Genomic DNA, 22,583 nt, shown 5'->3' on the forward strand with positions numbered 1-22,583 from the left:
CCTTTTAATCCTGGAATATTCATGATAGAATTCATGTGCACGTATCACCTTTCGTTTACTTGTTTTCCGACAATTCAAGTATAAAAGAAATGGTGATTACGTGCTTTTTTTGTTGAATTTGTGTGAATACCCCAACAAATATTATAGAACCGCAAAAAATAGATATGAATATAAAAAGAAAAGCCTGTGGAAAGAATCCACAGGCTTTTCTTAATTACCACCAAACAATTGTTACGAATGTCAATGGAATTAGAAACCCTAAAAGAGCTCCTGTAAACATGAACATTTGAGGAATGCCATGTCCTTTTTCACTCATATGCATGAAATAGAATAGCTGTAAACCGACTTGAACCGCCGCAAACAGCATTACGATAGGGATGATGAAGTATTTTGAAAATCCTGCTACACCCGCTTCATGCGCTACAACCATAGAGAATGAAACTAATGTAAGGAAAATCATGAGCGAAAACATCATCACCTGACTGCGCATTGACTGCTTAGCACGTCTCTCAGCAAGCTTTTGTTCAGCCGGCGTTCTTTTATAAACTTGGATGTCTGCCATCTTAACCTATCACTCCCATCAAGTAGACTACAGTGAAGATGAATACCCATACAACATCAATGAAGTGCCAATACAAAGAGAATGTATAGTACTTCGTAGCGTTATATAAGTTTAAACCGCGCTTCGCATTGCGGAAGATTAGCAATGTAATCCATACTAACCCAACTGCAACGTGGAAACCATGTGTTCCAACGAGCGTAAAGAACGCGGAGCTAAACGCACTGTTATTGAAAGTAAAACCTAATTGAGCATAATGAGAGAACTCATATACTTCCAACATTAGGAAACCAAGACCTAACAATGCAGTAATTGCAAGCCATAATTGCATCTTCTTGAAATTATAATTACGCATATGGTACATCGCGTATACACTTGTCAAAGAAGAAGTCAAAAGCAGCATCGTCATAACAAAAACTAACGGTAGCTCATATAGCTCCTGTGTAGAAAACCCAAAACCGCTTGGTCCGGAGTTTTTCAATGCAACATAAGTCGCGAATAGCGTAGCGAAGAGAATTGTTTCTCCGCCTAAGAAAAGCCAAAAACCAACAAACTTATTTTTCGCTTCTAAAGTAGCCTTCTCGGGATGATCCGGCCAAGTTTCAGGGGTGAATTTTTTGTTCAAATCCATTAGTTTTGACCCCCTTTGTTCTTAAGATCACGGAGAATCTCATCTTTTTTAACATAATAGCCTAAATCGTCTTGCAATGACCGTGCAGCCATCGCAACGAAAGTCCAAAGTAGACCGAAAATTAGAACTGGAAGACCCCAATCCGTTTCAGTGCGGAACATCGCTCCAAAGCCTGCGATAAACAGACCGAAAGACATTAGTAACGGAATGATTGAGCCGTTCGGCATATGAATGTCTTTAATAGGCTCAGCAGGAGTCAAACCTGATTCATTACCTTCTGTTTTTTCAATCCACACTGTGTCAAGACCACGAACGAGTGGAGTAGCCGCAAAGTTGTAGAAAACCGGTGGAGAGCCGATAGCCCATTCAAGCGTGCGTCCATCTCCCCATGGATCATTTGCAACTTTAACGTTCTTAACAGATGTAATGATGATATTGATGACGAGGACAATTACCCCTACTCCCATCAACAAAGCTCCGATTGTACTAATAAAGTTCGCTACATTCCATCCTTGGCCGTCCATATATGTCCATACACGACGCGGCATTCCCCAGAATCCTAACCAGTGTTGAATTAAGAATGTCATGTGGAACCCGACGAAGAAGAATAAGAAAGTTACTTTTCCTAATGTCTCGTTCAACATCGTACCGAACATTTTTGGCCACCATAGATGTGTAGCGGCTAAAATCGCGAGAACAACCCCACCAACGATAACGTAGTGGAAGTGAGCAACAATAAAGTATGAGTCATGCAATTGATAGTCAAGCGGCGCAGCACCTTGCATAACGCCAGTAACTCCACCCATTACGAATGAAGGAATAAAACCTAATGCATAAAGCATAGGCGTTGTAACTTTGATGCTTCCGCCCCACATAGTCAAAAGCCAGTTAAAGATTTTAACACCAGTTGGTACCGCAATTGCCATAGTGGCAACAGCAAAGATTGCGTTCGCAGTCGGTCCAAGACCTACTGTAAACATATGGTGAGCCCAAACCATGAAACCAAGGAAACCGATCAACACAGTCGCGAAGACCATTGATGGGTAACCGAATAGGCGTTTCCGAGAAAAGATTGAAAAGATCTCGGAGAAAATACCGAATGCCGGTAAAATAAGAATGTACACTTCAGGGTGACCAAAAATCCAGAAAATATGCTCCCAGATAATCGTGTTACCACCCATTGTATGGTCAAAGAAGTTACCTCCGAACATACGGTCAAATGTTAAGAAGAAAAGACCGACAGTCAATGGAGGGAATGCGAACAAGATCATAGCTGATGCTACAAACGTCGTCCATGTAAATAGCGGCATACGCATGTAAGTCATACCAGGAGCACGCATGTTAATAATTGTGACTAGGAAGTTGATCCCCGCCATTAACGTACCACCACCGGCAATTTGAAGACCGATCGCATAGAAATCGACCCCATGCCCTGGCGATGCAAGTGATAAGGATGCATAAGAAGTCCATCCAGCATCTGGAACTTGACCGTATAGCCAAGAAATATTTAAGAATAATCCTCCGAAGAAGAACATCCAAAAACCTAATGAGTTAATAAAAGGGAACGCAACGTCACGTGCACCAATTTGAAGCGGTACAATGGCGTTCATAAATCCAAATAAAATCGGCATTGCTGCTAAGAAGATCATCGTCGTACCGTGCATTGTAATCAAATCATTGAATAATCCAGCACTGACGAAATCGCTGTTCGGTTTATGGAGCTGCCAACGAATCATTAGCGCTTCAATTCCACCTAAGACGAAGAAGAATCCGCCTCCAAGGAGATAAAGAATTCCGATCTTCTTATGGTCGACTGTTGTCAGCCAGTCCCACAGCGTTGCACCAAAACCTTTTTTTTGAGCAACTGAACTCACTTTGTTTACCTCCTATTCAAAAAATCACAAAAGATTATTTTTCAACCGATAAGCCCATCAAATATTCAGCTAAATCATCCAACTCTTGGTCCGATAACTGATCGCCGAAAGATGGCATCTTATTGCCCGGTTTATGTTTTTGTGTATCTTTGATCCAATCGATCAAATCTTCTTTCGTATGATCCATGAATCCTGCAACTCGGTTACGGTCACCAAATGTAGCAAGGTTTGGTCCTTGTGCACCGCTCTCACCAACACCTGATGTCGCGTGACAGAATACACAGCTTTGTTGGAATACCTCTTCACCTGCTGGGTTCGCAACTACTTGATTTTCATCAGAAGCTTGCATTGCAGCTACCCATTTGTCAAATTCGGCACGTGGCATTGTTTTCACTTTGAAGTCCATCAAAGCATGCGATGGTCCGCAAAGCTCAGCACACTTACCATAGAACACGCCGTCTTTTAGGTTTTGTGAATCCTTTTCAAATGTTAAATAGAATTTGTTAACGTTCTCTACGTTCGTATCAAGCTTTCCGCCTACAGCCGGAATCCAGAATGAGTGCTTCACATCCGCGGCAATTAAGTTGAAATAAACCTTTTCATCCATAGGCACTACCAGCTCTTGCGCTGTGACAATTCCTAAGTCAGGATATTCAAATTCCCACCAATATAGTTTTGCTGTCACATCTACTACAAGGTTTTCAGCATTCCCGTCTTCGTCAACAGCACCCATCGCTGATACATCGCCTAGTTTATATGTGTAATAAACCGTTGGAACCGCGAGCAATAAAATCAATAGAATTGGAATGACTGTCCAAACGAGCTCTAATTTATGGCTCCCCTCTACTTGTTCTGGAACATGGTCTTCACCCAATTTTGACCGTCTGAAACGCACTAATGCGATCAAGTAGATTAATACTACAACAAGAATGACGAGCAACATGATTCCAGATGATAATAGCAGCAAGTTAAACTGATCCTGGCCTACTTGACCAGCAGGAAGAAGCGTAGAAAGTTCTTCTTGACCACAACCTGCAAGGAAAACTGTTAGTACTGCCAATAGAGAAAAGAGACGCCATTTTTTGAGTCCTTTCATCATCGCTTACTAATACCTCTCTTTCTAAAAAATGTTTTGTTCAATTGAGGACTATTGACCTCTCTATGATGAATTCCTGTCAAAAGAAAGAATTCCACATATCAAATAAAGATCGAGAAGATGATCATCGCAACAAAAAGGATCGTCATGTAATTAAGCGAATAGACGAACATGGATGTAGCCCATTTTAAATCTTCCTTCGCTTTAAACCCTTTCAATGATAGATACAGCCACCCGATATTTAAGAGCGTTGCAAGTGCTATAAAGCCGATTCCTAAACCGGATAGCATGAATGGCAACGGGAATAGCAAAAGAATCCAGCAAAGCATTGACTTCTTCGTTCTTTCAAATCCTTTGACGACCGGCAACATCGGAATGTTGGCCGCTCTGTACTCTTCTGTCCTGCGCATTGCCAAAGCATAAAAATGTGGCGGCTGCCACGCGAACATAATGAGAAACAATGCCCATGCTTCAATGCCAAGTGACGGTGACACAGCCGCCCAACCGATCAACGGAGGAATGGCTCCGGAAATACTTCCGACTACCGTATTGCTGACATGTTTTCTTTTCGACCACATGGAATAGAGTACAACATAGCTGAATACGCCCGCAAGTCCCCACAATCCTGCTGAGGTGGAAGCCGAGAAAAGCAACATTTCACCTATTGCGATAAAAGCGAGTGACATTGCCAACACAGCCGGCATGTTGAACCTTCCCGTAACGGTTGGACGAGCTTTCGTCCTGGACATGATCGGGTCGATATCCCGGTCAATCAGATTGTTCAACGCAGCGGCACCTGCGATAATCAAGCCCGTCCCAAGCATTGCAAATAACAGAAGATCAAGATTGCTAATAAAGCTTATTCCTGTAAATTGAAAAGCTAAGAACACTCCAGTAAATGTTGTGATCAAATTTGAATTGACGATACCGATTTTAATAAGTGCTAGGAAATCTTTTATAAAGGATGGAGACTCGATTTCCGATTTAACCGAAGTTGAAATCGCACGACCGTTTGACATAATAACCCTCCCTTCAACCTCGTCAGCAAAGACCATCATACTTAACTATATCGAAATCCGGCGGCAATTTCTATACATAATCCAATTTCCAGCCGAATCTCATAATTGGCGACATACCTTTCATACACCTATATCGCCTTGCCTATCTATAGTAAATCATTTCTATATGCCTTTTGTGAAGTTAAAGGGTCTTTTTTATGAACAATTTGTGAAATCACCAAACGAATATCTGTTTTCAATCAAAATGCATTGTTTTTTAAATGTTTATTAGCTATCATCGACAAGTAAGGCCTTTTTTGTACTACGGTCATCATTCAAAAAGAAGGTGTCTTTTTTTGCGATATAATAAATATTTAAAATGGTTTGCTGTCGCTTCCACTGTCGGAATGCTGCTTCTCTTGTTAGGTGGAGCGCTCGTTACAAAAACCGATAGCGGTATGGGGTGCGGTCGTCATTGGCCAGGCTGCAACGGACAACTAATTCCGGACGAAATTACTGCAGAAGTGCTCATTGAATTTTCACACCGTCTCGTAACCGGAGCAGTAGGCATACTAATAGTCGTGCTATCTGTTTGGTCTTGGAAAGCAATTGGTCATAAAAGAGAAACGAAATTTCTATCATTTTTGGCAATCTTTTTCTTGATTTTACAAGCTCTTATCGGAGCGGCTCAAGTTCTTTGGGGCCAAGGGGATTTCATTTTAGCCCTTCACTTCGGCATTTCGCTCATATCTTTTGCCGCCGTTTTCCTTCTTATGCTCTTAATATTTGAAGTGGATCAGAAATTTGATGCTGACAAATTGAAAATCCGCCCAACATTAAAATGGCATACATTTGGTGTTACGATCTATTCCTATATTGTTATTTACTCAGGTGCACTTGTACGCCATACAGAATCAGAACTGGCGTGCACCGAGTGGCCGATGTGTACGAATGGCGACTTCTCACTTCCTTCAAACTTCTGGGAATGGGTGCAAATGAGCCATCGGACAGCTGCTGCGCTTATCTTCATTTGGATCGGCATCATTGCATTGCACGCCATTCGCCATTATAAGAATCAAAGGGTTATTTACTGGGGTTGGATTAGCGCATTCGTTTTAGTGACATTGCAAGTATTGGCAGGAGCTGCAGTCGTCTTAACGAAGCTGAACCTATACCTCGCATTGATGCATTCCTTATTCGTTACCCTTTTATTCGGTCTTCTCACCTATATGGTATTATTAACTTCAAGAAGTAAAACAAAATAAGTCAAAACCGCGAATAACCGCGGTTTTTTCTTTTCGATAAAACGCACCTGCTAAGACCGATCGGCTTAACAGGTGCGTCACGTCATTATGAATGTTCCAATTCGACCAATAGGTCACCTGTCGAAATGGAATCCCCTTTCATCACATGAATCTCTTTTACAATCCCGTCAAATGGCGCCTGAATCGTCGTTTCCATTTTCATTGCCTCTGTAATGAGAAGATGCCCTCCCCTTTTCACTTTCGCTCCTTTGGAAACTGCCACCTGAAGCACCGTTCCGGGCATTGTTGCAGCAATATGTGTTTCATTGCCCGGATCGGCTTTCTGCTTTCTTACAACATTCGACTCGACGCTCATATCTTGAATGACCACTTCACGAGGCTGCCCATTCAGCTCGAAATAAATAACCCGAGTGCCGTCGAATTGAGGCTCACCGATCGACACCAGCTTGACAATCAATGTTTTTCCTTTTTCAATTTCAACTTCAATCTCTTGACCTAATCTCATGCCGAATAAAAATTCCGGAGTGCTAATGACAGAGATGTCTCCAAATTCATTTTGCATTTTCGCAAATTCCTCAAACACTTTTGGATAAAGTGCATAGGAGAGTGCGTCTTTCATTGTCGATTCTCGGCCTAATAGTTTCCCCGTTTTGACGAGCAACTCGTCAAAATCCACATCATCTAACAACTCGCCAGGACGCACCGTAATCGGTTGGCGTTCCTTCAAAACGACTTTCTGTAATTCTTTTGGGAAACCTCCGTACGGCTGGCCGATATACCCTTCGAAAAATTCAATAACAGACTCAGGAAAGTCGATTGTTTGACCGCGAGTAATAACCGTTTCCTCGTCCAAATCATTTTGCACCATGAAGAGTGCCATATCCCCAACCACTTTTGAAGAAGGGGTAACTTTAATGACATCTCCGAACAGCATGTTCACTCGGGAATACATTGTTTTTACCTCTTCCCACCGTTCTCCAAGGCCTACCGCCTTAGCTTGCTGTTGCAAGTTCGAATATTGTCCGCCAGGCATTTCATGGACGTATATTTCTGAATGCGGGCTAATCATGCCACTTTCAAAGTTCTGATAATATTTGCGAACATCTTCCCAGTAATAAGAAAGTGATTCAAGCGAATTGATGTCTGCACGAATAGTGCGTTCGCCATGCTGCAGCGCATAAGCAAGGGAGTTGGCGGATGGTTGCGATGTTAGCCCAGCCATTGACCCTAATGCAGTATCCACGATGTCAACGCCAGCCTCAATTGCTTTAGCGTACATATAAATGCCATTGCCGCTCGTATCGTGCGTATGGAGATGTATCGGAATATCGACCGTTTCTTTCAACTCTGAAATTAGACGATATGCAGACTCGGGCTTTAAAAGTCCCGCCATATCTTTAATTGCCAAAATATGAGCACCAGTCGCTTCCAACTCTTTCGCCATCTTTTTGTAGTAGTCGACTGTATACTTCGTTCTGAGAGGATCTAAAATATCACCTGTATAACAGAGTGCAGCTTCAGCCACTTTGCCGGCATCTCTAGTTGCTTCAATTGCAACTTCCATTCCTTTGATCCAGTTCAAACTATCAAAAATACGGAATACATCGATACCAGATCGTGCTGCAGTCTTTATGAACTCTCTAATGACATTGTCTGGATAATTAGAATAGCCGACGGCATTTGCCCCTCTAAATAACATTTGGAACAATACATTTGGAATTTGCTCACGCAGCTTCTCTAACCTTTCCCAAGGATCTTCCTTCAGGAAGCGGTAGGAAACGTCAAATGTCGCTCCGCCCCACATTTCAAACGAAAACAGATCGGGCATCAGCCTTGCTGATTCAGAAGCGATTTCTGCAATGTCCGCCGTTCTGACACGCGTCGCCAACAAAGATTGGTGAGCATCCCTAAATGTAGTGTCTGTCAATAGGACATCCTTCTGTCCTTTAATATAATTTACTAAGCCATCTGCACCATGCTCATCTAAAATTTGTTTTGTGCCCGTTTTAGGCTCACTACGCAAATCGACGATCGGTTTTCTCGGCATTTGGAAAACAGGTTTTGATTGTTTACCAATTCCAGGGAAACCATTTACTGTTACATTGCCAATATAGTTTAAGATTTTCGTTCCACGATCCTGTTTGACGGGAAATTCAAATAATTCAGGAGTGGAATCGATAAAACTTGTATCGTAATTCCCAGTTAAGAAATTTTCATGGCAAACGACATTCTCTAAAAACGGAATATTTGTCTTAATGCCCCGAATGCGGAATTCCTGCAAATTTCTGTCCATTTTAGCCGCAGCTTCGCGGAAAGTCATTCCCCAAGTAGATACTTTTACTAACAATGAATCGTAATAAGGTGTAATGACGGCACCTTGGAAGCCGTTCCCCGCGTCAAGGCGTACGCCGAAACCTCCTCCTGACCGGTAAACCATAAGTTTTCCAGTATCCGGCATAAAATCGTTCAGAGGATCTTCAGTCGTAACTCTCGATTGAATTGCATAACCGAAAAGCGGTATATCTTTTTGTGCAGGTATTGGCGATAATCCCTCATGTAAATTGCCGCCATTCGCTATATGAATTTGTGCATGTACAATATCGATTCCGGTTACCATTTCCGAAATCGTATGCTCAACTTGAATGCGTGGATTCACCTCGATAAAGTAAAACTTGCCGTCAGCTACTAAAAATTCCACTGTTCCTGCATTTACATAAGATACATTTTTCATCAACGTTACCGCAGCGTTGCAAATTTCACTTCGCAAATCTTCATCCAGAGAAATGGACGGTGCAATTTCAACAACTTTTTGGTGCCGGCGCTGGATCGAGCAATCGCGTTCGTAGAGATGCACGACATTGCCATATGTATCCCCTAATATTTGAACTTCAATATGCTTCGGTTTTGAAACATATTTTTCCACATAGACTTCGTCAGATCCAAAAGCAGATTTCGCTTCGGATTTTGCGCGCTCATAAGCTTCTCCGACTTCATCCGCACCGTTGACGATGCGCATGCCCCTTCCGCCACCGCCTAAAGCTGCTTTGATGATGATCGGATATCCATGCTCTTCACCAAACGACCGTACCTCTTCTAAAGAAGATACAGGGCCGTCAGTACCTGGTATAACAGGAATGCCAGCTTTAATGGCCTGTTCTCTTGCTTTCACCTTATCGCCAAACATATCAAGATGCTCCGCAGTCGGGCCGATGAAAAGAATCCCCTCTTCTTTTAACCTGCGCGCAAATTCTTCATTTTCGGCAAGAAATCCATAACCTGGATGAACTGCATCCGCTCCGCATCTTTTTGCAATTGTAATGATGCCTTCCATGTCCAAATAAGCGTCAATCGGTTTCTTTCCTTCTCCTACAAGATAAGACTCGTCCGCCTTATAACGATGAAAAGAACCTCGGTCTTCAGCCGAGTAAATCCCTACAGTCGGAATTTCCAATTCAGTGCATGCACGAAAAATACGAATAGCGATTTCCCCGCGGTTCGCTACAAGAATTTTTTTAATGTTTCCCATTCCCTCCATACGGCACATCCTTTTCTATTTATTTTTTTGATATTTTACAAACATTGATACATTCATCAATATTCCTAAAGCCAAAGATAACAGAATAAGAGAAGTACCGCCATAGCTAATAAACGGCAATGGCACCCCTGTAAGCGGAATCAAACCGGTTAAACCTCCTATATTTACAAAGGTTTGTATCCCGATTACACTCCCGATTCCAGCTGATAGCATTCTCGCTTGTGGTTCTTTTGTCTTCATTGCAATATACAATGCACGCATCACAATGAATCCTAATCCACCTAAAACGATGAATGTTCCGAATATCCCGGTTTCTTCAGAAATAATTGCCATGATAACATCAGTTTGCGGTTCTGGCAAGTAGCCCATTTTTTGAATTGAATTCCCCAATCCTAAACCTTTAATTCCACCAGTCCCAATTGCTATATAACCATTAGCAATTTGATAGCCTGACCCTTGGATATAATCAAATGGATTCAAAAATGCTAAAATGCGCCCTTTCCGTCCATCCGTCATGAGCGTATCCCAGGTGAAAAATAGAATAATCGCTACGGGTATCATCGTTAGTCCGACAATTCCGCTCAACTTCATAAACGTCCTTAGCTGAATTCCACTCGCGGCCAATACACATAATGCTGCAGCGACGATAATAAATGATGTCCCGATATCCGTTTCCATCATTATGGAGAATATAGCAATCATTAATATACTAATCGGAGGAACAATTGATTTATTAATATTATCAATTGTTCCCGCTTCATACTTTTTCGCAAATACACTAGCAAAATAAACGATAATGACTAACTTAGCAACCTCTGAAGGTTGAATATTCCCGAAACCCGGCAGTCTGATCCAGCTTTGCGCACCGACATCTCCCCCAAAGCCGAATATATGTACAGCACCTAAAAGTAGGAACATACACCCAATTGCACTGATCATTAGCCCTTTTCGTTTATAATTTTGAAAAGGGAAAAAAGCCGCCACAAGAAAAGCCGGCAAAGCAATGGCGATGTTGATCAACTGCTTTCGATAAAAATAATCAGGTGGATAATTATATTTATTTACCGCCGTCACCATACTTGAACTATAGATCATTATTAAACCAAAAAAGATTAACAGCAAATAGGCGATAAATAATGGATAATCGAAATGGCGGATCACCTTTTTAAAATAATTTTTCATCATTTTATACCTCAATTTTGTCGATTTGAACGATCATTATGTAAAATAAAAACTCAAACTATTAATGAGTTTGAGTCTGTAACTTATTTCTCTGTATATAGCTCATGCAAAACATTCATTTCTTTTTCAAGCAAGGAAAGAATCTCCTTCCCTTTCTCTCTTTCAATGAGACCCAACTTGACAGCAAAATCAATTTCGCGCGATAAGCCATACATTTGAGTATCTAAAACTTCCTCATAAAGCGGGCATTGAGGCATCGTCAAATGATCCATCTGCACTTTTATGAGTTGAGCAATTTTTTCGGCATCAGCTTGAAGTTGTTTCAAAGCTTTTTCCTGATATGTTTCTTGAACTTCTATATCCATGAGGACGCCCCCATTCACCCCATATTTCTTCTTGGTGAGTATGAATAAATTGTAGCCTTTGACAAGCCAAATTGCAAGTGTTTCCCTTATGAGACGATGAGGAGCCTTATAAAACGACGGTACTATTCAATCATGAAGAATGTGAAAAGCTTTCCACATGATAATTGAAGCGGTATACTTAATGTGTAGAATTCGATATTCATTATGTAGGGGGCTATTCATTTGGAAGCAATTATTCCGATTAAAGGTAAGGTCAAACACGTCATTACGTTAGATCCAACTGTATGGATATTTGACGATCGAAAAATTGACCTAAACACTTTTTTCACAACTGACTTCATCGAAAAGGATGAAATTGAAGAATACAAAAAAGATATGGGCGCTCATTGGTCCCGCGAAATTATGGAAGGGGCAGTATTTCCGCCAACTTTAAAAACGGAAAAGAAATTTGATAGAAAAAAAATGATTACTGGCACCTTCGGCATTTCTCTCGACCACTTTATTAAAAATGCCGTTCCTGATGACGATGCAGAACAAATCACTTTTGAACTCGGTGATCAAATTGAGGAAACATTCCCTCTTTCTCGCGTAAATGATTTCATTTTGAAGTTTAGCGACAACGGAAAACCGATTACTGAAGATGGGCCAGTCCATGTTCTTTTTAAAGACGGTTCCAACCAATCGACACCGATGAGAAACGTGACCGGCATTACAATTCATTAATACCGACAATGAGCAAAATATGACTTTCAAATGAGTTTCCTTTTTTAAGGAGTTGATCCATTGCGAGTAAAATGTGTACTTTGCGATGAAATCGGGAACCTTCCCGAAGACACGCCATTAGCAAAAAAGTTGCGAAACCATCCGATCAATACGTATATGTGTGAGCAATGCAAAGATAGAATAACAAATGAAACGAACCGGAGAATTTCAACCGGGAAATTCCATTTCTTTCGCAGTTCCCACAGTGCAGAAAGCAACTTTTAACAACAATAAAAAACTCCACCAGCTAGTTGGTGGAGTTTTGTTTATGTTCATTCATACGGCGTACTCTATAAATGATCAAAATTAGCGCGGCAACTATAAGCCCTTCTACGATCGGAAGGAAAATGGCGAAAAACGTCAAAATAATACATCCTAAAAATAGGAAACTATAAACGACAACATTTTGCCAAAGCTTTATTTTGCGCGCAAAACCTAACTTATAAACGATAGCTGAAAGGATGAAAACGACAATGAACAACAAAATACCAGTCATTGAAGATGATGTCAGCTCATAAATCATTCGAACAACTGGAGACATTGCTTCAATTGTATCTGCATCCCCAATAGTACCATTCATATAGCACATTCCCTTCTAAGCAAAGCGATTGTACGCATTCTTTTTATTTCCCACTATTATTATACAGTGAAACTTGTATGAGTGGGGATAATATACACACCCGCTCATACAAGTTATTGCCAGCTCAACTTTACTATCTGTTTTTTCGAGCTAACAACTGTTCTTGCCGATGTGAAAATTTTGCAACTGATGTGTACCGCACAACTCATTCACCAAGTTTTTTCTTTTTTTGTGCACGTTCCCGTTCGTTCTTATCGAGGATTTTTTTGCGCAAACGAATTGATTGAGGAGTCACTTCACAATATTCGTCATCACCAACATATTGCAAAGCCTCTTCCAATGATAAAATCCGAGGTTTTTTCGTCGTGACAGTTTGGTCCTTTGTTGCTGAACGGACGTTTGTTGCATGTTTTACTTTCGTCAAATTGATCGTCAAATCATTATCACGGTTATTTTCACCGACAACCATCCCTGCATAAATTTCAGTTCCGGCCTCTACAAACATAATACCTCTATCTTCCAATTGCATTATACCATATCCAGTAACGGTTCCGGTCTCCATGGAAACTAATACACCATGGCGTCTTCCGCCAACCTTCCCATGAGCGACAGGCTTGTACGAATCGAAAGTATGATTGATGATCCCATATCCTCTTGTTAAAGAAAGAAACTCTGTAGAATAGCCAATCAAGCCACGTGCAGGAACTAGGAATATGAGTCGTACTTGGCCATTTCCATTATTGATCATATCAAGCATTTCACCTTTTCGCTCGCCAATCGACTCAATGATGGAGCCAGTATACTCTTCTGGAATATCGATTTGCACCCGTTCTACAGGCTCAGAGCGAACACCATCGATCTCTTTTATAATGACTTCCGGTTTAGATACTTGAAGTTCATAGCCCTCCCGTCGCATATTTTCAATTAATATGGACAAATGTAGTTCGCCCCTGCCGGAAACGACCCATGCATCAGGAGAATCCGTCGGATCAACACGCAAAGATACGTCCGTTTCCAATTGTTGCTCTAACCGCTCTTCAATTTTCCTTGCAGTTACCCATTTCCCTTCTTTACCTGCAAAAGGGCTATTGTTCACTAAAAATGTCATTTGCAATGTCGGTTCATCGATATGAAGAGCCGGCAATGCCTCAGGATGGTCTACAGGACATACCGTATCGCCAACATCGATCCCTTCCATTCCTGAAATGGCAACGAGATCTCCAGCGTTTGCTTCATTGATTTCAATTCTTTTAAGACCTAAAAACCCATACATTTTTGTAACTCGGAAATTTTTCGTTGATCCGTCGTGTTTAATGACTGTAACTTGTTGACCGACTTTCATCGTTCCTCTAAACACTCGACCGATGCCGATTCGTCCAACATAGTCATTGTAGTCCAAAAGCGAAACTTGGAATTGCAACGGCTCATCACGATTGTCAATCGGTGCCGGGATATGTTCTACAATGGCGTCGAATAGAACCCGTAGTGTATCTTCCTGATCAGCAGGGTTAGGTGATAAACTTGCTGTTCCATTAAATCCTGAAGCATAGACAACTGGGAATTCCAGTTGTTCGTCGTTGGCATCCAACTCGATGAATAGCTCCAACACTTCGTCGACGACTTCTTCCGGACGTGCAAATTCCCGGTCAATCTTATTGACTACGACAATTGGCTTCAAATTAGTTTCCAATGCTTTTTTCAAAACAAACCGGGTTTGCGGCATACATCCCTCAAAGGAGTCGACTACAAGAATAACACCATCAACCATTTTTAAAATCCGTTCTACTTCTCCCCCAAAATCAGCATGTCCAGGGGTATCCAAAATGTTGATTTTTGTATCTTTATATTCAATACCAGTATTTTTGGCTAAAATCGTAATTCCGCGTTCACGTTCAAGATCATTGGAGTCCATTGCACGTTCTTCCACATGCTCATTCGTCCGGAAAATCCCGGATTGTTTCAATAATTGGTCGACAAGAGTTGTTTTTCCGTGGTCGACGTGTGCGATGATCGCTATATTTCGTAAATCATTACGTATTGTTGTCATATTTTCACTCCGTTTGTCTTTTTTCAGATGCTTAACTGTGTTATTATAGCACATAGGACATAGATTAAAAAACATTTACTTTAGGCGGAGGTTAATTCAATTGAAAAACATTAAATGGGTTTTCGTCATTTATTCTCTCGCTGCAGTAGCTGCAATGTGCGGAATTGGTGTCGGTGTCGGCATGCGCAGCATTCCTGTTGCCGCCATCTCTATTTTAGCCCTATTCTTCGTCATGGGGAACGGCTTCAAAACAAAAAAGAAAATGCGCGAAGAAGGATTGCTTTAATGCTACTTCTTTCATATAAAGGGACTGGAATCTTTACGATCATTCCAGTCCCTTTTTCATTTTATTTTAATTGAATATAATTTGTCAGCAATTCATCATGCAACTTCGGCTTTGCGACAATGAATGTATCTTGTCCCAATAAATGCGGTTTTTCACCTTTCATATTCGTCGCAATCGCTCCAACTTCCTGTGCAATGACCATGCCTCCAGCAATATCCCATGGCGATAGACGCAATGACATATACGCGTCGATTCTCCCCGAAGCAACATATGCCAATTCAATCGCCGCCGAACCGTAAGAGCGTGTTCCTCGACAAGCTTGTACCATTTTCGCAATCGGTTCATTTTCAATACGCCGATTCGGCGCTACCCAGCTTGCGTTCACACCAATGATTGCTAATTCCAAAGGTGTGCTTTCCAATGCAGGAAGCCGCTCATCGTTGTAATATGCACCTTCGCCCTTCATAGCATGATAAAAATCATCGTTCATCACATCATATATATATCCTAAGATGCCCATCCCATCCATATAAATGCCTAATGAAATGGCGAAATTCCGTTTTTGGTGAATGAAGTTCATCGTCCCGTCAATCGGATCAAGCATCCATATGATGCCATCAAGTGAATCAATTTGATCTCCGAACCCTTCCTCGCCAAAAATTTTATGGTCGGGAAAGTCTTTCCGAATCCTTTTTATGAAAAACTGCTCGATCCCTCTGTCGATATTCGTAACAAGATCATTGGCATCCGCTTTTGATTCAATATCGATCGTATTGAAAAATGATACTCTAATTTTATGGCCTGCTTCCCGGATCAATGACTTTGCATACCGGTCAATCATTCCCCAATTCATTGCCATCCCCCTTATTGTAACGGTAAAATTCATCCGTAATTTGAATTGTGCATATGTATAATGGCCGCTTCAACTATATCCGTTTCGCGGCCAATCCATTATAGCACAATCAATCAATGGCCAACCTGTTTACAAATTCCCGCCTATGGGTAAATAAAAAAGGTGTCATTCACGTTTCCTCCATTTCAGAAGAATTCGTGAAGGCACCTTTCTCCGGCTCAACAGGCTTCCATTAAGCAAACGCATTAAACGTCTCCAGCTCACTATGGATTTCAGTGAGTCTAAGCTTGCTTTTTTCAATTTGCTTTTCATCTTTTTCTTGGACTGCATCATGAAGCGTAGCTAATTCATAATCCAATTCTAAATGCAGCAGCTTCACATATTCCTTTTCAATCTCAGCTTTACGAATGATATGGACAACTTGTTTCATGGATTAACACCCCTTTTTGTAATTAGCTTCCGTCCAACGTATTCTTACTCTTAGCGTATGCCGGCCTCGTCGCTTTTGTTAGTTATAAGCCTTCTTGTATAAGATTGTTCCCCATTTTCTGTTACGATAAACGTGGAATAATTAAACGGAGGTAATAAGATGTCGTACCAATTTTGGACAAAAGACGATTTTGATGTCTTTTCAATCGATGGTTTAGAACATAGAATGGAGGCTCTTCAAAATAAAATCCAGCCGAAGTTCAAACTCATCGGAGATCATTTATCAACTTACTTATCATCCCACGGAACGGGTGAATTTTACCCTCATATCGCAAGGCATGCCAGACGTACGGTCAATCCGCCGAAGGACAGTTGGGTCGCCTTCGCACCGGCTAAAAGAGGATATAAGGCATTGCCTCATTTCCAAGTTGGCTTATGGGGCACCCATCTGTTTATCGTTTTAGCTGTTATTTATGAAAATCCAGATAAAAAAGGAATTGCTGAAAGGCTTCTGCAAAACAGTAAATTGATTCAATCATTGCCTAAAGACTTTGTCATAAATGGAGATCATATGAAACCTGACGCGATGAATATTAAGGAAATTAGCAAAGAGGGGATTGAGAAGCTTTTGGAGCGCCTTCTAACTGTCAAAAAAGCTGAACTCGTTATCGGGAAACATGTACAGCCAGAAGCTGCATATCAATTAAGCGAAAAAGAATTTATGACACTTTGCGAATCAACGATCGATGAGCTGTTCCCTATTTATGATGTCATGATTGGCCGTTCTTAAGCATCACAAAACGCATAAATCGCTTGAATTCACGCATTCTCTAAGAAAAGCGGCGCAGAAATAAATTTCCATTTCGCTCGTTTTACATTGAAACGGACCGCTTTCTACTAACGTAAAAATCAAAAAAGAAGGCGATTTCCCAAAACAGGAATTCGCCTCTTCTTTCTTTTATTCATTTCTACTTTTCAACGTGACATATCAAGCAGTTCTCCATCGATTCCTGCTTTCGCTTTTTTAACGACTTGATAGGAGTTCAAACCGCTCACTTCTTCAAATTCCTTGAATAAAGTTTTTTCTTCTGCCATTGAAGGAACGATCGTTTTAAACAACCTGTAAGCGGACATGAATTCCTCTCTTTTTATTGTCGATTCATACGCCTTCTCCACAGCTTGAAAAAATGCTACTGCATCGATAATTTCTTCGGTTGACCAATCAGGTCGTAAAGGATAACTGTAATCCATTCATAATCCGCCTTTCGTCCTTATAATGATTGCCATCTTTTTCGAATCTGCTCCGCTTCATTCACCATTTGAGCGAACAACTCGTTTACCGAAGGAACCCCTTTGATCATCGCCGCCACTTGACCTGCCCAGCCAAAACCTTCATTTTCATCGCCGTTGTAGATGAATCTGCGATTTGCTTCACCACTTATAAAATCCTTCAAATCTTCATACGTAGCATTATTTTTTTCCATCTGTAAGATTTTATCCGTCCATTCATTTGACAAAGCTCTTGCAGGAGCGCCTAAAGATCGTTTAATGACCACCGTACTCGTTTCATCGGACCTTATCAATGCTTCTTTATAGGCTTCGGAAGCATGTACACATTCTTTCGTTGCAATGAACCTTGTTCCCATTTCTATTCCTTCGGCGCCCAACGCATGTGCTGCCATCCATCCTCTACCGTCCCCGATACCACCGGAAGCGATCACAGGTATTCGAAGCGCATCAACAACTTGCGGGACTAAAACCATTGTGCCAATATCATCCCGTCCTAAATGGCCGCCTCCTTCCTGCCCAACGACCATAACTGCATCAGCACCTAAAGATTCCGCCTTCAACGCCTGTTTTTTAGCGGCGACAAGGACGAGCTTTTTCACATTTGAACCTTTCATCAATTCAAAAAAAGGTGCCGGATTCCCGCCAGTCACCGAGACGACTGGGACACCTTCTTCAAGCGCTACTTCAACCATATGCTCAAACGGCCGTCCGTGTTGCCCAATCGCAAAATTGACACCAAACGGTTTGGACGTCATCTCCTTCACTTTTCTAATTTCAGTGCGCAACGCATCTGTCGAAGGCAAACTCATAGCAGTAATTTGCCCTAAACCGCCAGCATTCGAAACAGCTGCACATAAGTCAGCGTAAGCAAGATACGCCAAGCCCCCTTGGATGATCGGCAATTCAATACCTAACAACTCGGTCACTCTCGTTTTCCACTTCATCCTAATTCCCCCTGTCGATTTTATTCGTCAAAGCCTTTAATGAAATGCGGATCGACCAGCTCATAGCCTTTCTCCCTTAGCCCTGTCACAATCTCATCAAGGGCATCTGCAGTCCATTCACGATCATGCATAAGCAAATTGGCACCATCTCGAAGTAATTCTGTATTCACCATAATGTCTGCAATTTTATCTTTCGTCATATATTCTTTTTCAAAATCGTATCCATATGACCAGTTCATCAGCTGCATACCTTCTGCCTTCGCCAACTCTCTGCTGAAATCTGTATTCACTCCGAACGGTGCTCTGAAAAAGTGCGGCCTTTCACCTGTAATCTCTTCTACTTTGTCATTGACGAATAATATTTCTTCCCTCTGTTCCTCTTCAGACAAACTTTTTAAATTAGCATGCGTTTTTGTATGGTTCCCAATCATGAAGCCCATCTCATAAATCTCTTTCAATGCTGTTTCTTTTTCTTCTGTCGTAATGAAATGTCCATTAACGAAGAAGATTGCCGGCGCGTCTAATTCCTTTAATGTCTTCGCCATATCGAGCGCTCTTTTGTCGGGTGCATCATCAATTGTTAGCAAAACGACTTTCGGATTAGCATCGCCAATCGGAACAATCGAGTACGTTTCCGGATTTAATTCATATTGAGGCTCTATTTTGGCTATAGACTCTTCATCTTCAGCCTCCTCCGATATCTCTTCACTGTCAACGACTTTTTCAGCCATTCCACTGTCATCTTCTTCACTTACTGACTGCTGTTCCATCGCATCCGGTTGTTCATTCTCTAATACTGGCTCATTTTGACAAGCAGTCAATAAAAATAAAGCAAAGACCGACATATATCCCATTCTCCCAAACATACAAACACTCCTTTTGCCATTCTCTCTCATTGCGGCACAAAACTATTAAAATATTGGAGATGCCCGCTTAAGAAATGTTGAATAGTTCTATCCTAACACGCGATTGTTTAGTGCTTCAAATAGAGTGCTATTAAATCTATGGAATAAAAAACGCCTGCGAAGATCAATTCTTCACAGGCGTCTGTTTGTATTATTTTGTAATCATATGAATCGGTTTGCCTAAAGCAACTTCTGCTGCTTCCATAGAAATTTCGCCTAAAGTTGGATGCGCATGGATTGTCATTGCAATATCTTCAAGCGTCATGCCTGCTTCAATTGCAAGTCCAAGCTCAGCGATCATATCAGATGCATTTTCACCAACAATTTGCGCTCCTAATAGAAGACCGTCTTCCTTGCGAGCTACCAACTTCACGAAACCATCAGTTGCATTAAGCGCAAGCGCACGGCCATTTGCTGCGAATGGGAATTTACCTACAGTCACTTCATAGCCTTCATCTTTTGCTTGTTGTTCATTAAGCCCAACTGTAGCAAGTTCTGGGTCTGTGAAGCAAACTGCCGGAATTGCCAAGTAGTCAACTTCAGATTTTTCACCTGAAATGGCTTCAGCTGCCACTTTACCTTCATAAGAAGCTTTGTGAGCTAATTGAGGGCCAGCAACAATGTCACCGATTGCATAAATGTTCGAAACGCTTGTACGGCATTGTTTGTCAACTTCAATCAGACCACGATCAGACATTTTAATGCCCATTTCTGCAAGACCGATTTCATCTGTATTCGGACGACGGCCAACTGTTACAAGAACATAATCAGCTTCAACTTTTTGCTCTTCGCCCTTCGCTTCATATGTGACAACTACGCCACTGTCAGATTCTTCAACACCTTTTGCAGATGCTTTCACAACGACTTCTACGCCTTTTTTCTTCAAGCCTTTTTTGACGATTTGTGTCATTTGCTTTTCAAAGCCAGCAAGAATATCGTCAGCACCTTCAATGATCGTCACTTTTGAACCGAGGTTCGCATATGCAGAACCTAACTCAGTTCCGATATATCCTCCGCCGATTACGACAAGATGACCTGGCACTTCTTCAAGATTCAATGCGCCAGTAGAGTTAATAACGCGTTTTGAATATTTGAAGGATGGAATTTCCACCGGACGAGATCCAGTTGCAATGATCGCGTTTTTAAATTTGTAAGTTTGGGATGATTTTTCATCCATTACTTTAGCTGTGTTGCTGTCTACAAAATATGCTTCACCTTTGACAATATCAACTTTATTGCCTTTTAGAAGCCCTTCGACGCCGCCTGTCAATTTTTTCACAACGCTATCTTTAAACGCTTGCGCTTTTGTGAAATCAAGTTTGACATCTGATGCGCTAATTCCCATATCATCGGAATCTTTAGCGGATGCGTAACGGTGACCGACCGAAATCAATGCTTTTGAAGGAATACATCCGACATTCAAACATACTCCACCCAAATTTTCCTTCTCAACGATTGTCACTTTCTGGCCTAATTGAGCCGCACGAATCGCTGCTACGTATCCTCCTGGGCCAGATCCGACTACGAGCGTATCTACTTCGATTGGAAAATCTCCTACTACCATTTGCCTACGCCTCCATTAATAAAAGTTCTGGATTACCGAGCAATTTCTTAATATGGTTTAAGGCTTGTTGGCCTGTCGCCCCATCAATTACACGGTGATCGAATACCAATGATAATGCTAACATAGGTGCAGCTACAATTTCACCATTTTTTACAATAGGTTTTTCAGAAATGCGGCCAATACCTAAAATTGCTACTTCAGGATGATTAATAATTGGAGTGAACCATTGTCCTCCAGCAGAACCGATATTCGTAATTGAGCATGAAGCACCTTTCATCTCAGCAGGCGACAATTTGCCATCCCGTGCTTTCGTTGCCAACTGGTTGATTTCCTCAGAAATCGCAAATACCGATTTACGGTCTGCATGCTTAATGACAGGAACTAAAAGACCACGATCCGTGTCTGCTGCAATACCAATATTGTAATAATGCTTCTGGATAATTTCTTCTTTTTCATCATCAAGCGTCGTATTCAATTGCGGGAATTCACGCAAAGTAGATACTAATGCTTTTACGACATACGGTAAATAGGTCAGCTTAATATCTTTTTCAGCCGCAATCTCCTTGAATTTCTTACGATGTGCAACCAGCTCGGTAACATCGATTTCATCCAGCAATGTAACATGAGGCGCTGTATGTTTCGAATTGACCATCGCTTTTGCAATCGCTTTGCGGATGCCGGACATTTTTTCTCTCGTTTCCGGGAAATCCCCCTCCAATACGACTGGAGCTGCTTTTGCAGGAGCGGATTGCTGTTCTGAAGCTTTCGTATCGGCAGCTTCTGACTCTGCACCTTGCGCGATGGCCGCTTGGCCGCCATTCATGAAAGCTTCAATATCTTCTTTAAGCACTCGGCCATTTTTCCCCGTACCGCTTACTTGCTTAATGTCCACATCATTTTCTCTTGCAAACTTACGGACAGAAGGCATCGCAATGACACGACGTGAAGGTTTCTCGTCAGCCGCAACATTTTGTACAGTTTTCTCTTCCTGTTGTTCTTTTTGCAACTCTTCCTTGTCGATCTTTTGACCGGACTCAGCAGTAGATTGTACTTGTGCCTCAGTTTTCTCTTCGCCGCTACTTTCATTTTCATAGCCTGGAGCGTCGAAACGGATCAGCACATCCCCTACAACTGCCACTGTTCCTTCTTGAACTAAAATTTCTTCTACTGTACCCGAAACAGGAGAAGGTATTTCTACTACAGCCTTATCGTTTTGGACTTCAAGAAGTGTATCGTCTTCATTGATTTTATCGCCTTTCGCAACAAACCATTTAACGATTTCACCTTCATGAATTCCTTCCCCGATATCTGGTAAACGGAATTCGAATGCCACAAGATTCACCCTTTCTTATTTTCGTAGCCCTAAATATTTGGAACTAAACGTTTGGTTTAGCGAGCGTTGAATTGTGTTACGCAAC

Annotated in this window: 22 protein-coding genes; 5 read left to right on the plus strand and 17 right to left on the minus strand. The window is 41.5% G+C overall.

All coding sequences use genetic code 11. The features are described 5' to 3' along the window. Window positions 1–214: 214 nt before the first annotated feature. From WFH04_RS14930 to cyoE, 5 genes are all read right to left on the minus strand, one after another. Window positions 215–562 carry a cytochrome C oxidase subunit IV family protein gene (locus tag WFH04_RS14930; RefSeq protein ID WP_336824852.1) on the minus strand — a complete coding sequence of 116 codons (348 nt, stop codon included), beginning with the start codon at window positions 560–562 and terminating at the stop codon, window positions 215–217. 1 nt (window position 563) lies between these two features. Continuing rightward, window positions 564–1,190, minus strand: coding sequence for a cytochrome (ubi)quinol oxidase subunit III (locus WFH04_RS14935; RefSeq protein ID WP_336824853.1), 627 nt, complete (start codon window positions 1,188–1,190; stop codon window positions 564–566). Beyond that, window positions 1,190–3,064 carry a cbb3-type cytochrome c oxidase subunit I gene (locus WFH04_RS14940; protein WP_336824854.1) on the minus strand — a complete coding sequence of 625 codons (1,875 nt, stop codon included), beginning with the start codon at window positions 3,062–3,064 and terminating at the stop codon, window positions 1,190–1,192. Before WFH04_RS14940 ends, WFH04_RS14935 begins: the two co-directional genes overlap by 1 nt. A gap of 34 nt (window positions 3,065–3,098) precedes the next feature. Then, a complete protein-coding gene (coxB, locus tag WFH04_RS14945) occupies window positions 3,099–4,163 on the minus strand; it encodes a cytochrome c oxidase subunit II (RefSeq protein WP_336824855.1) in 1,065 nt (354 codons plus the stop codon). A 98-nt stretch (window positions 4,164–4,261) separates the two neighbouring features. Beyond that, window positions 4,262–5,179, minus strand: coding sequence for a heme o synthase (cyoE, locus tag WFH04_RS14950; protein ID WP_336824856.1), 918 nt, complete (start codon window positions 5,177–5,179; stop codon window positions 4,262–4,264). Window positions 5,180–5,514: 335 nt separating this feature from the next. Between cyoE and WFH04_RS14955 the strand changes: the two genes are divergently transcribed. Beyond that, window positions 5,515–6,423 (plus strand): COX15/CtaA family protein, encoded by a 909-nt coding sequence (locus tag WFH04_RS14955; RefSeq protein WP_336824857.1) that lies wholly within the window; start codon window positions 5,515–5,517, stop codon window positions 6,421–6,423. An 85-nt stretch (window positions 6,424–6,508) separates the two neighbouring features. Here WFH04_RS14955 and pyc read toward each other — a convergent pair whose 3' ends face one another. The 3 genes from pyc to WFH04_RS14970 form a co-directional block, all read right to left on the minus strand. Further along, a complete protein-coding gene (gene pyc, locus WFH04_RS14960) occupies window positions 6,509–9,949 on the minus strand; it encodes a pyruvate carboxylase (protein ID WP_336824858.1) in 3,441 nt (1,146 codons plus the stop codon). Between the two features lie 24 nt (window positions 9,950–9,973). Further along, on the minus strand, window positions 9,974–11,143 hold the full coding sequence (locus tag WFH04_RS14965) for an FtsW/RodA/SpoVE family cell cycle protein (protein WP_336824859.1): 1,170 nt from the start codon (window positions 11,141–11,143) through the stop codon (window positions 9,974–9,976). A gap of 80 nt (window positions 11,144–11,223) precedes the next feature. Next, a complete protein-coding gene (locus WFH04_RS14970; RefSeq protein WP_336824860.1) occupies window positions 11,224–11,505 on the minus strand; it encodes an Fpa/YlaN family protein in 282 nt (93 codons plus the stop codon). Window positions 11,506–11,727: 222 nt separating this feature from the next. Between WFH04_RS14970 and WFH04_RS14975 the strand changes: the two genes are divergently transcribed. Then, window positions 11,728–12,228 (plus strand): peptidyl-prolyl cis-trans isomerase, encoded by a 501-nt coding sequence (locus tag WFH04_RS14975; protein WP_336824861.1) that lies wholly within the window; start codon window positions 11,728–11,730, stop codon window positions 12,226–12,228. A gap of 60 nt (window positions 12,229–12,288) precedes the next feature. Beyond that, the gene (locus WFH04_RS14980; protein WP_336824862.1) at window positions 12,289–12,492 is read left to right on the plus strand and encodes a YlaI family protein; all 204 of its coding nucleotides are present in this window, start codon (window positions 12,289–12,291) and stop codon (window positions 12,490–12,492) included. Window positions 12,493–12,514: 22 nt separating this feature from the next. On the opposite strand, the gene WFH04_RS14985 is transcribed toward WFH04_RS14980, so the two are convergent. Both WFH04_RS14985 and typA read right to left on the minus strand, forming a co-directional pair. Next, entirely contained in the window at window positions 12,515–12,847 is a 333-nt protein-coding gene (locus WFH04_RS14985) for a YlaH-like family protein (protein ID WP_336824863.1), read from the minus strand. Between the two features lie 205 nt (window positions 12,848–13,052). Beyond that, entirely contained in the window at window positions 13,053–14,894 is a 1,842-nt protein-coding gene (typA, locus tag WFH04_RS14990) for a translational GTPase TypA (RefSeq protein WP_336824864.1), read from the minus strand. A gap of 100 nt (window positions 14,895–14,994) precedes the next feature. Between typA and WFH04_RS14995 the strand changes: the two genes are divergently transcribed. Then, window positions 14,995–15,180: a YlaF family protein gene (locus WFH04_RS14995; RefSeq protein WP_336824865.1), complete on the plus strand. Its 186-nt coding sequence runs from the start codon at window positions 14,995–14,997 to the stop codon at window positions 15,178–15,180. A 61-nt stretch (window positions 15,181–15,241) separates the two neighbouring features. On the opposite strand, the gene WFH04_RS15000 is transcribed toward WFH04_RS14995, so the two are convergent. After that, the gene (locus WFH04_RS15000) at window positions 15,242–16,033 is read right to left on the minus strand and encodes an inositol monophosphatase family protein (protein ID WP_336824866.1); all 792 of its coding nucleotides are present in this window, start codon (window positions 16,031–16,033) and stop codon (window positions 15,242–15,244) included. A 232-nt stretch (window positions 16,034–16,265) separates the two neighbouring features. Further along, complete coding sequence (locus WFH04_RS15005) at window positions 16,266–16,463, minus strand: hypothetical protein (protein ID WP_336824867.1); 198 nt, start codon at window positions 16,461–16,463, stop codon at window positions 16,266–16,268. Between the two features lie 159 nt (window positions 16,464–16,622). Here WFH04_RS15005 and WFH04_RS15010 point away from each other — a divergent pair, with 159 nt between their 5' ends. Then, window positions 16,623–17,252 carry a YktB family protein gene (locus WFH04_RS15010; RefSeq protein WP_336824868.1) on the plus strand — a complete coding sequence of 210 codons (630 nt, stop codon included), beginning with the start codon at window positions 16,623–16,625 and terminating at the stop codon, window positions 17,250–17,252. A 185-nt stretch (window positions 17,253–17,437) separates the two neighbouring features. Here the strand turns inward: WFH04_RS15010 and WFH04_RS15015 are convergent, their stop codons facing one another. The 5 genes from WFH04_RS15015 to WFH04_RS15035 form a co-directional block, all read right to left on the minus strand. Further along, window positions 17,438–17,713, minus strand: coding sequence for a UPF0223 family protein (locus tag WFH04_RS15015; protein ID WP_336824869.1), 276 nt, complete (start codon window positions 17,711–17,713; stop codon window positions 17,438–17,440). A gap of 20 nt (window positions 17,714–17,733) precedes the next feature. Next, window positions 17,734–18,696, minus strand: coding sequence for an NAD(P)H-dependent flavin oxidoreductase (locus WFH04_RS15020; RefSeq protein ID WP_336824870.1), 963 nt, complete (start codon window positions 18,694–18,696; stop codon window positions 17,734–17,736). A gap of 20 nt (window positions 18,697–18,716) precedes the next feature. Further along, window positions 18,717–19,562: a polysaccharide deacetylase family protein gene (locus tag WFH04_RS15025; RefSeq protein ID WP_336824871.1), complete on the minus strand. Its 846-nt coding sequence runs from the start codon at window positions 19,560–19,562 to the stop codon at window positions 18,717–18,719. Window positions 19,563–19,752: 190 nt separating this feature from the next. Further along, the gene (gene lpdA, locus WFH04_RS15030; RefSeq protein WP_336824872.1) at window positions 19,753–21,165 is read right to left on the minus strand and encodes a dihydrolipoyl dehydrogenase; all 1,413 of its coding nucleotides are present in this window, start codon (window positions 21,163–21,165) and stop codon (window positions 19,753–19,755) included. A gap of 4 nt (window positions 21,166–21,169) precedes the next feature. Further along, a complete protein-coding gene (locus WFH04_RS15035; protein WP_336824873.1) occupies window positions 21,170–22,498 on the minus strand; it encodes a dihydrolipoamide acetyltransferase family protein in 1,329 nt (442 codons plus the stop codon). Window positions 22,499–22,583 lie beyond the last annotated feature (85 nt).

The organism is Sporosarcina sp. USHLN248, assembly GCF_037144575.1.
Taxonomy (GTDB): domain Bacteria; phylum Bacillota; class Bacilli; order Bacillales_A; family Planococcaceae; genus Sporosarcina; species Sporosarcina contaminans.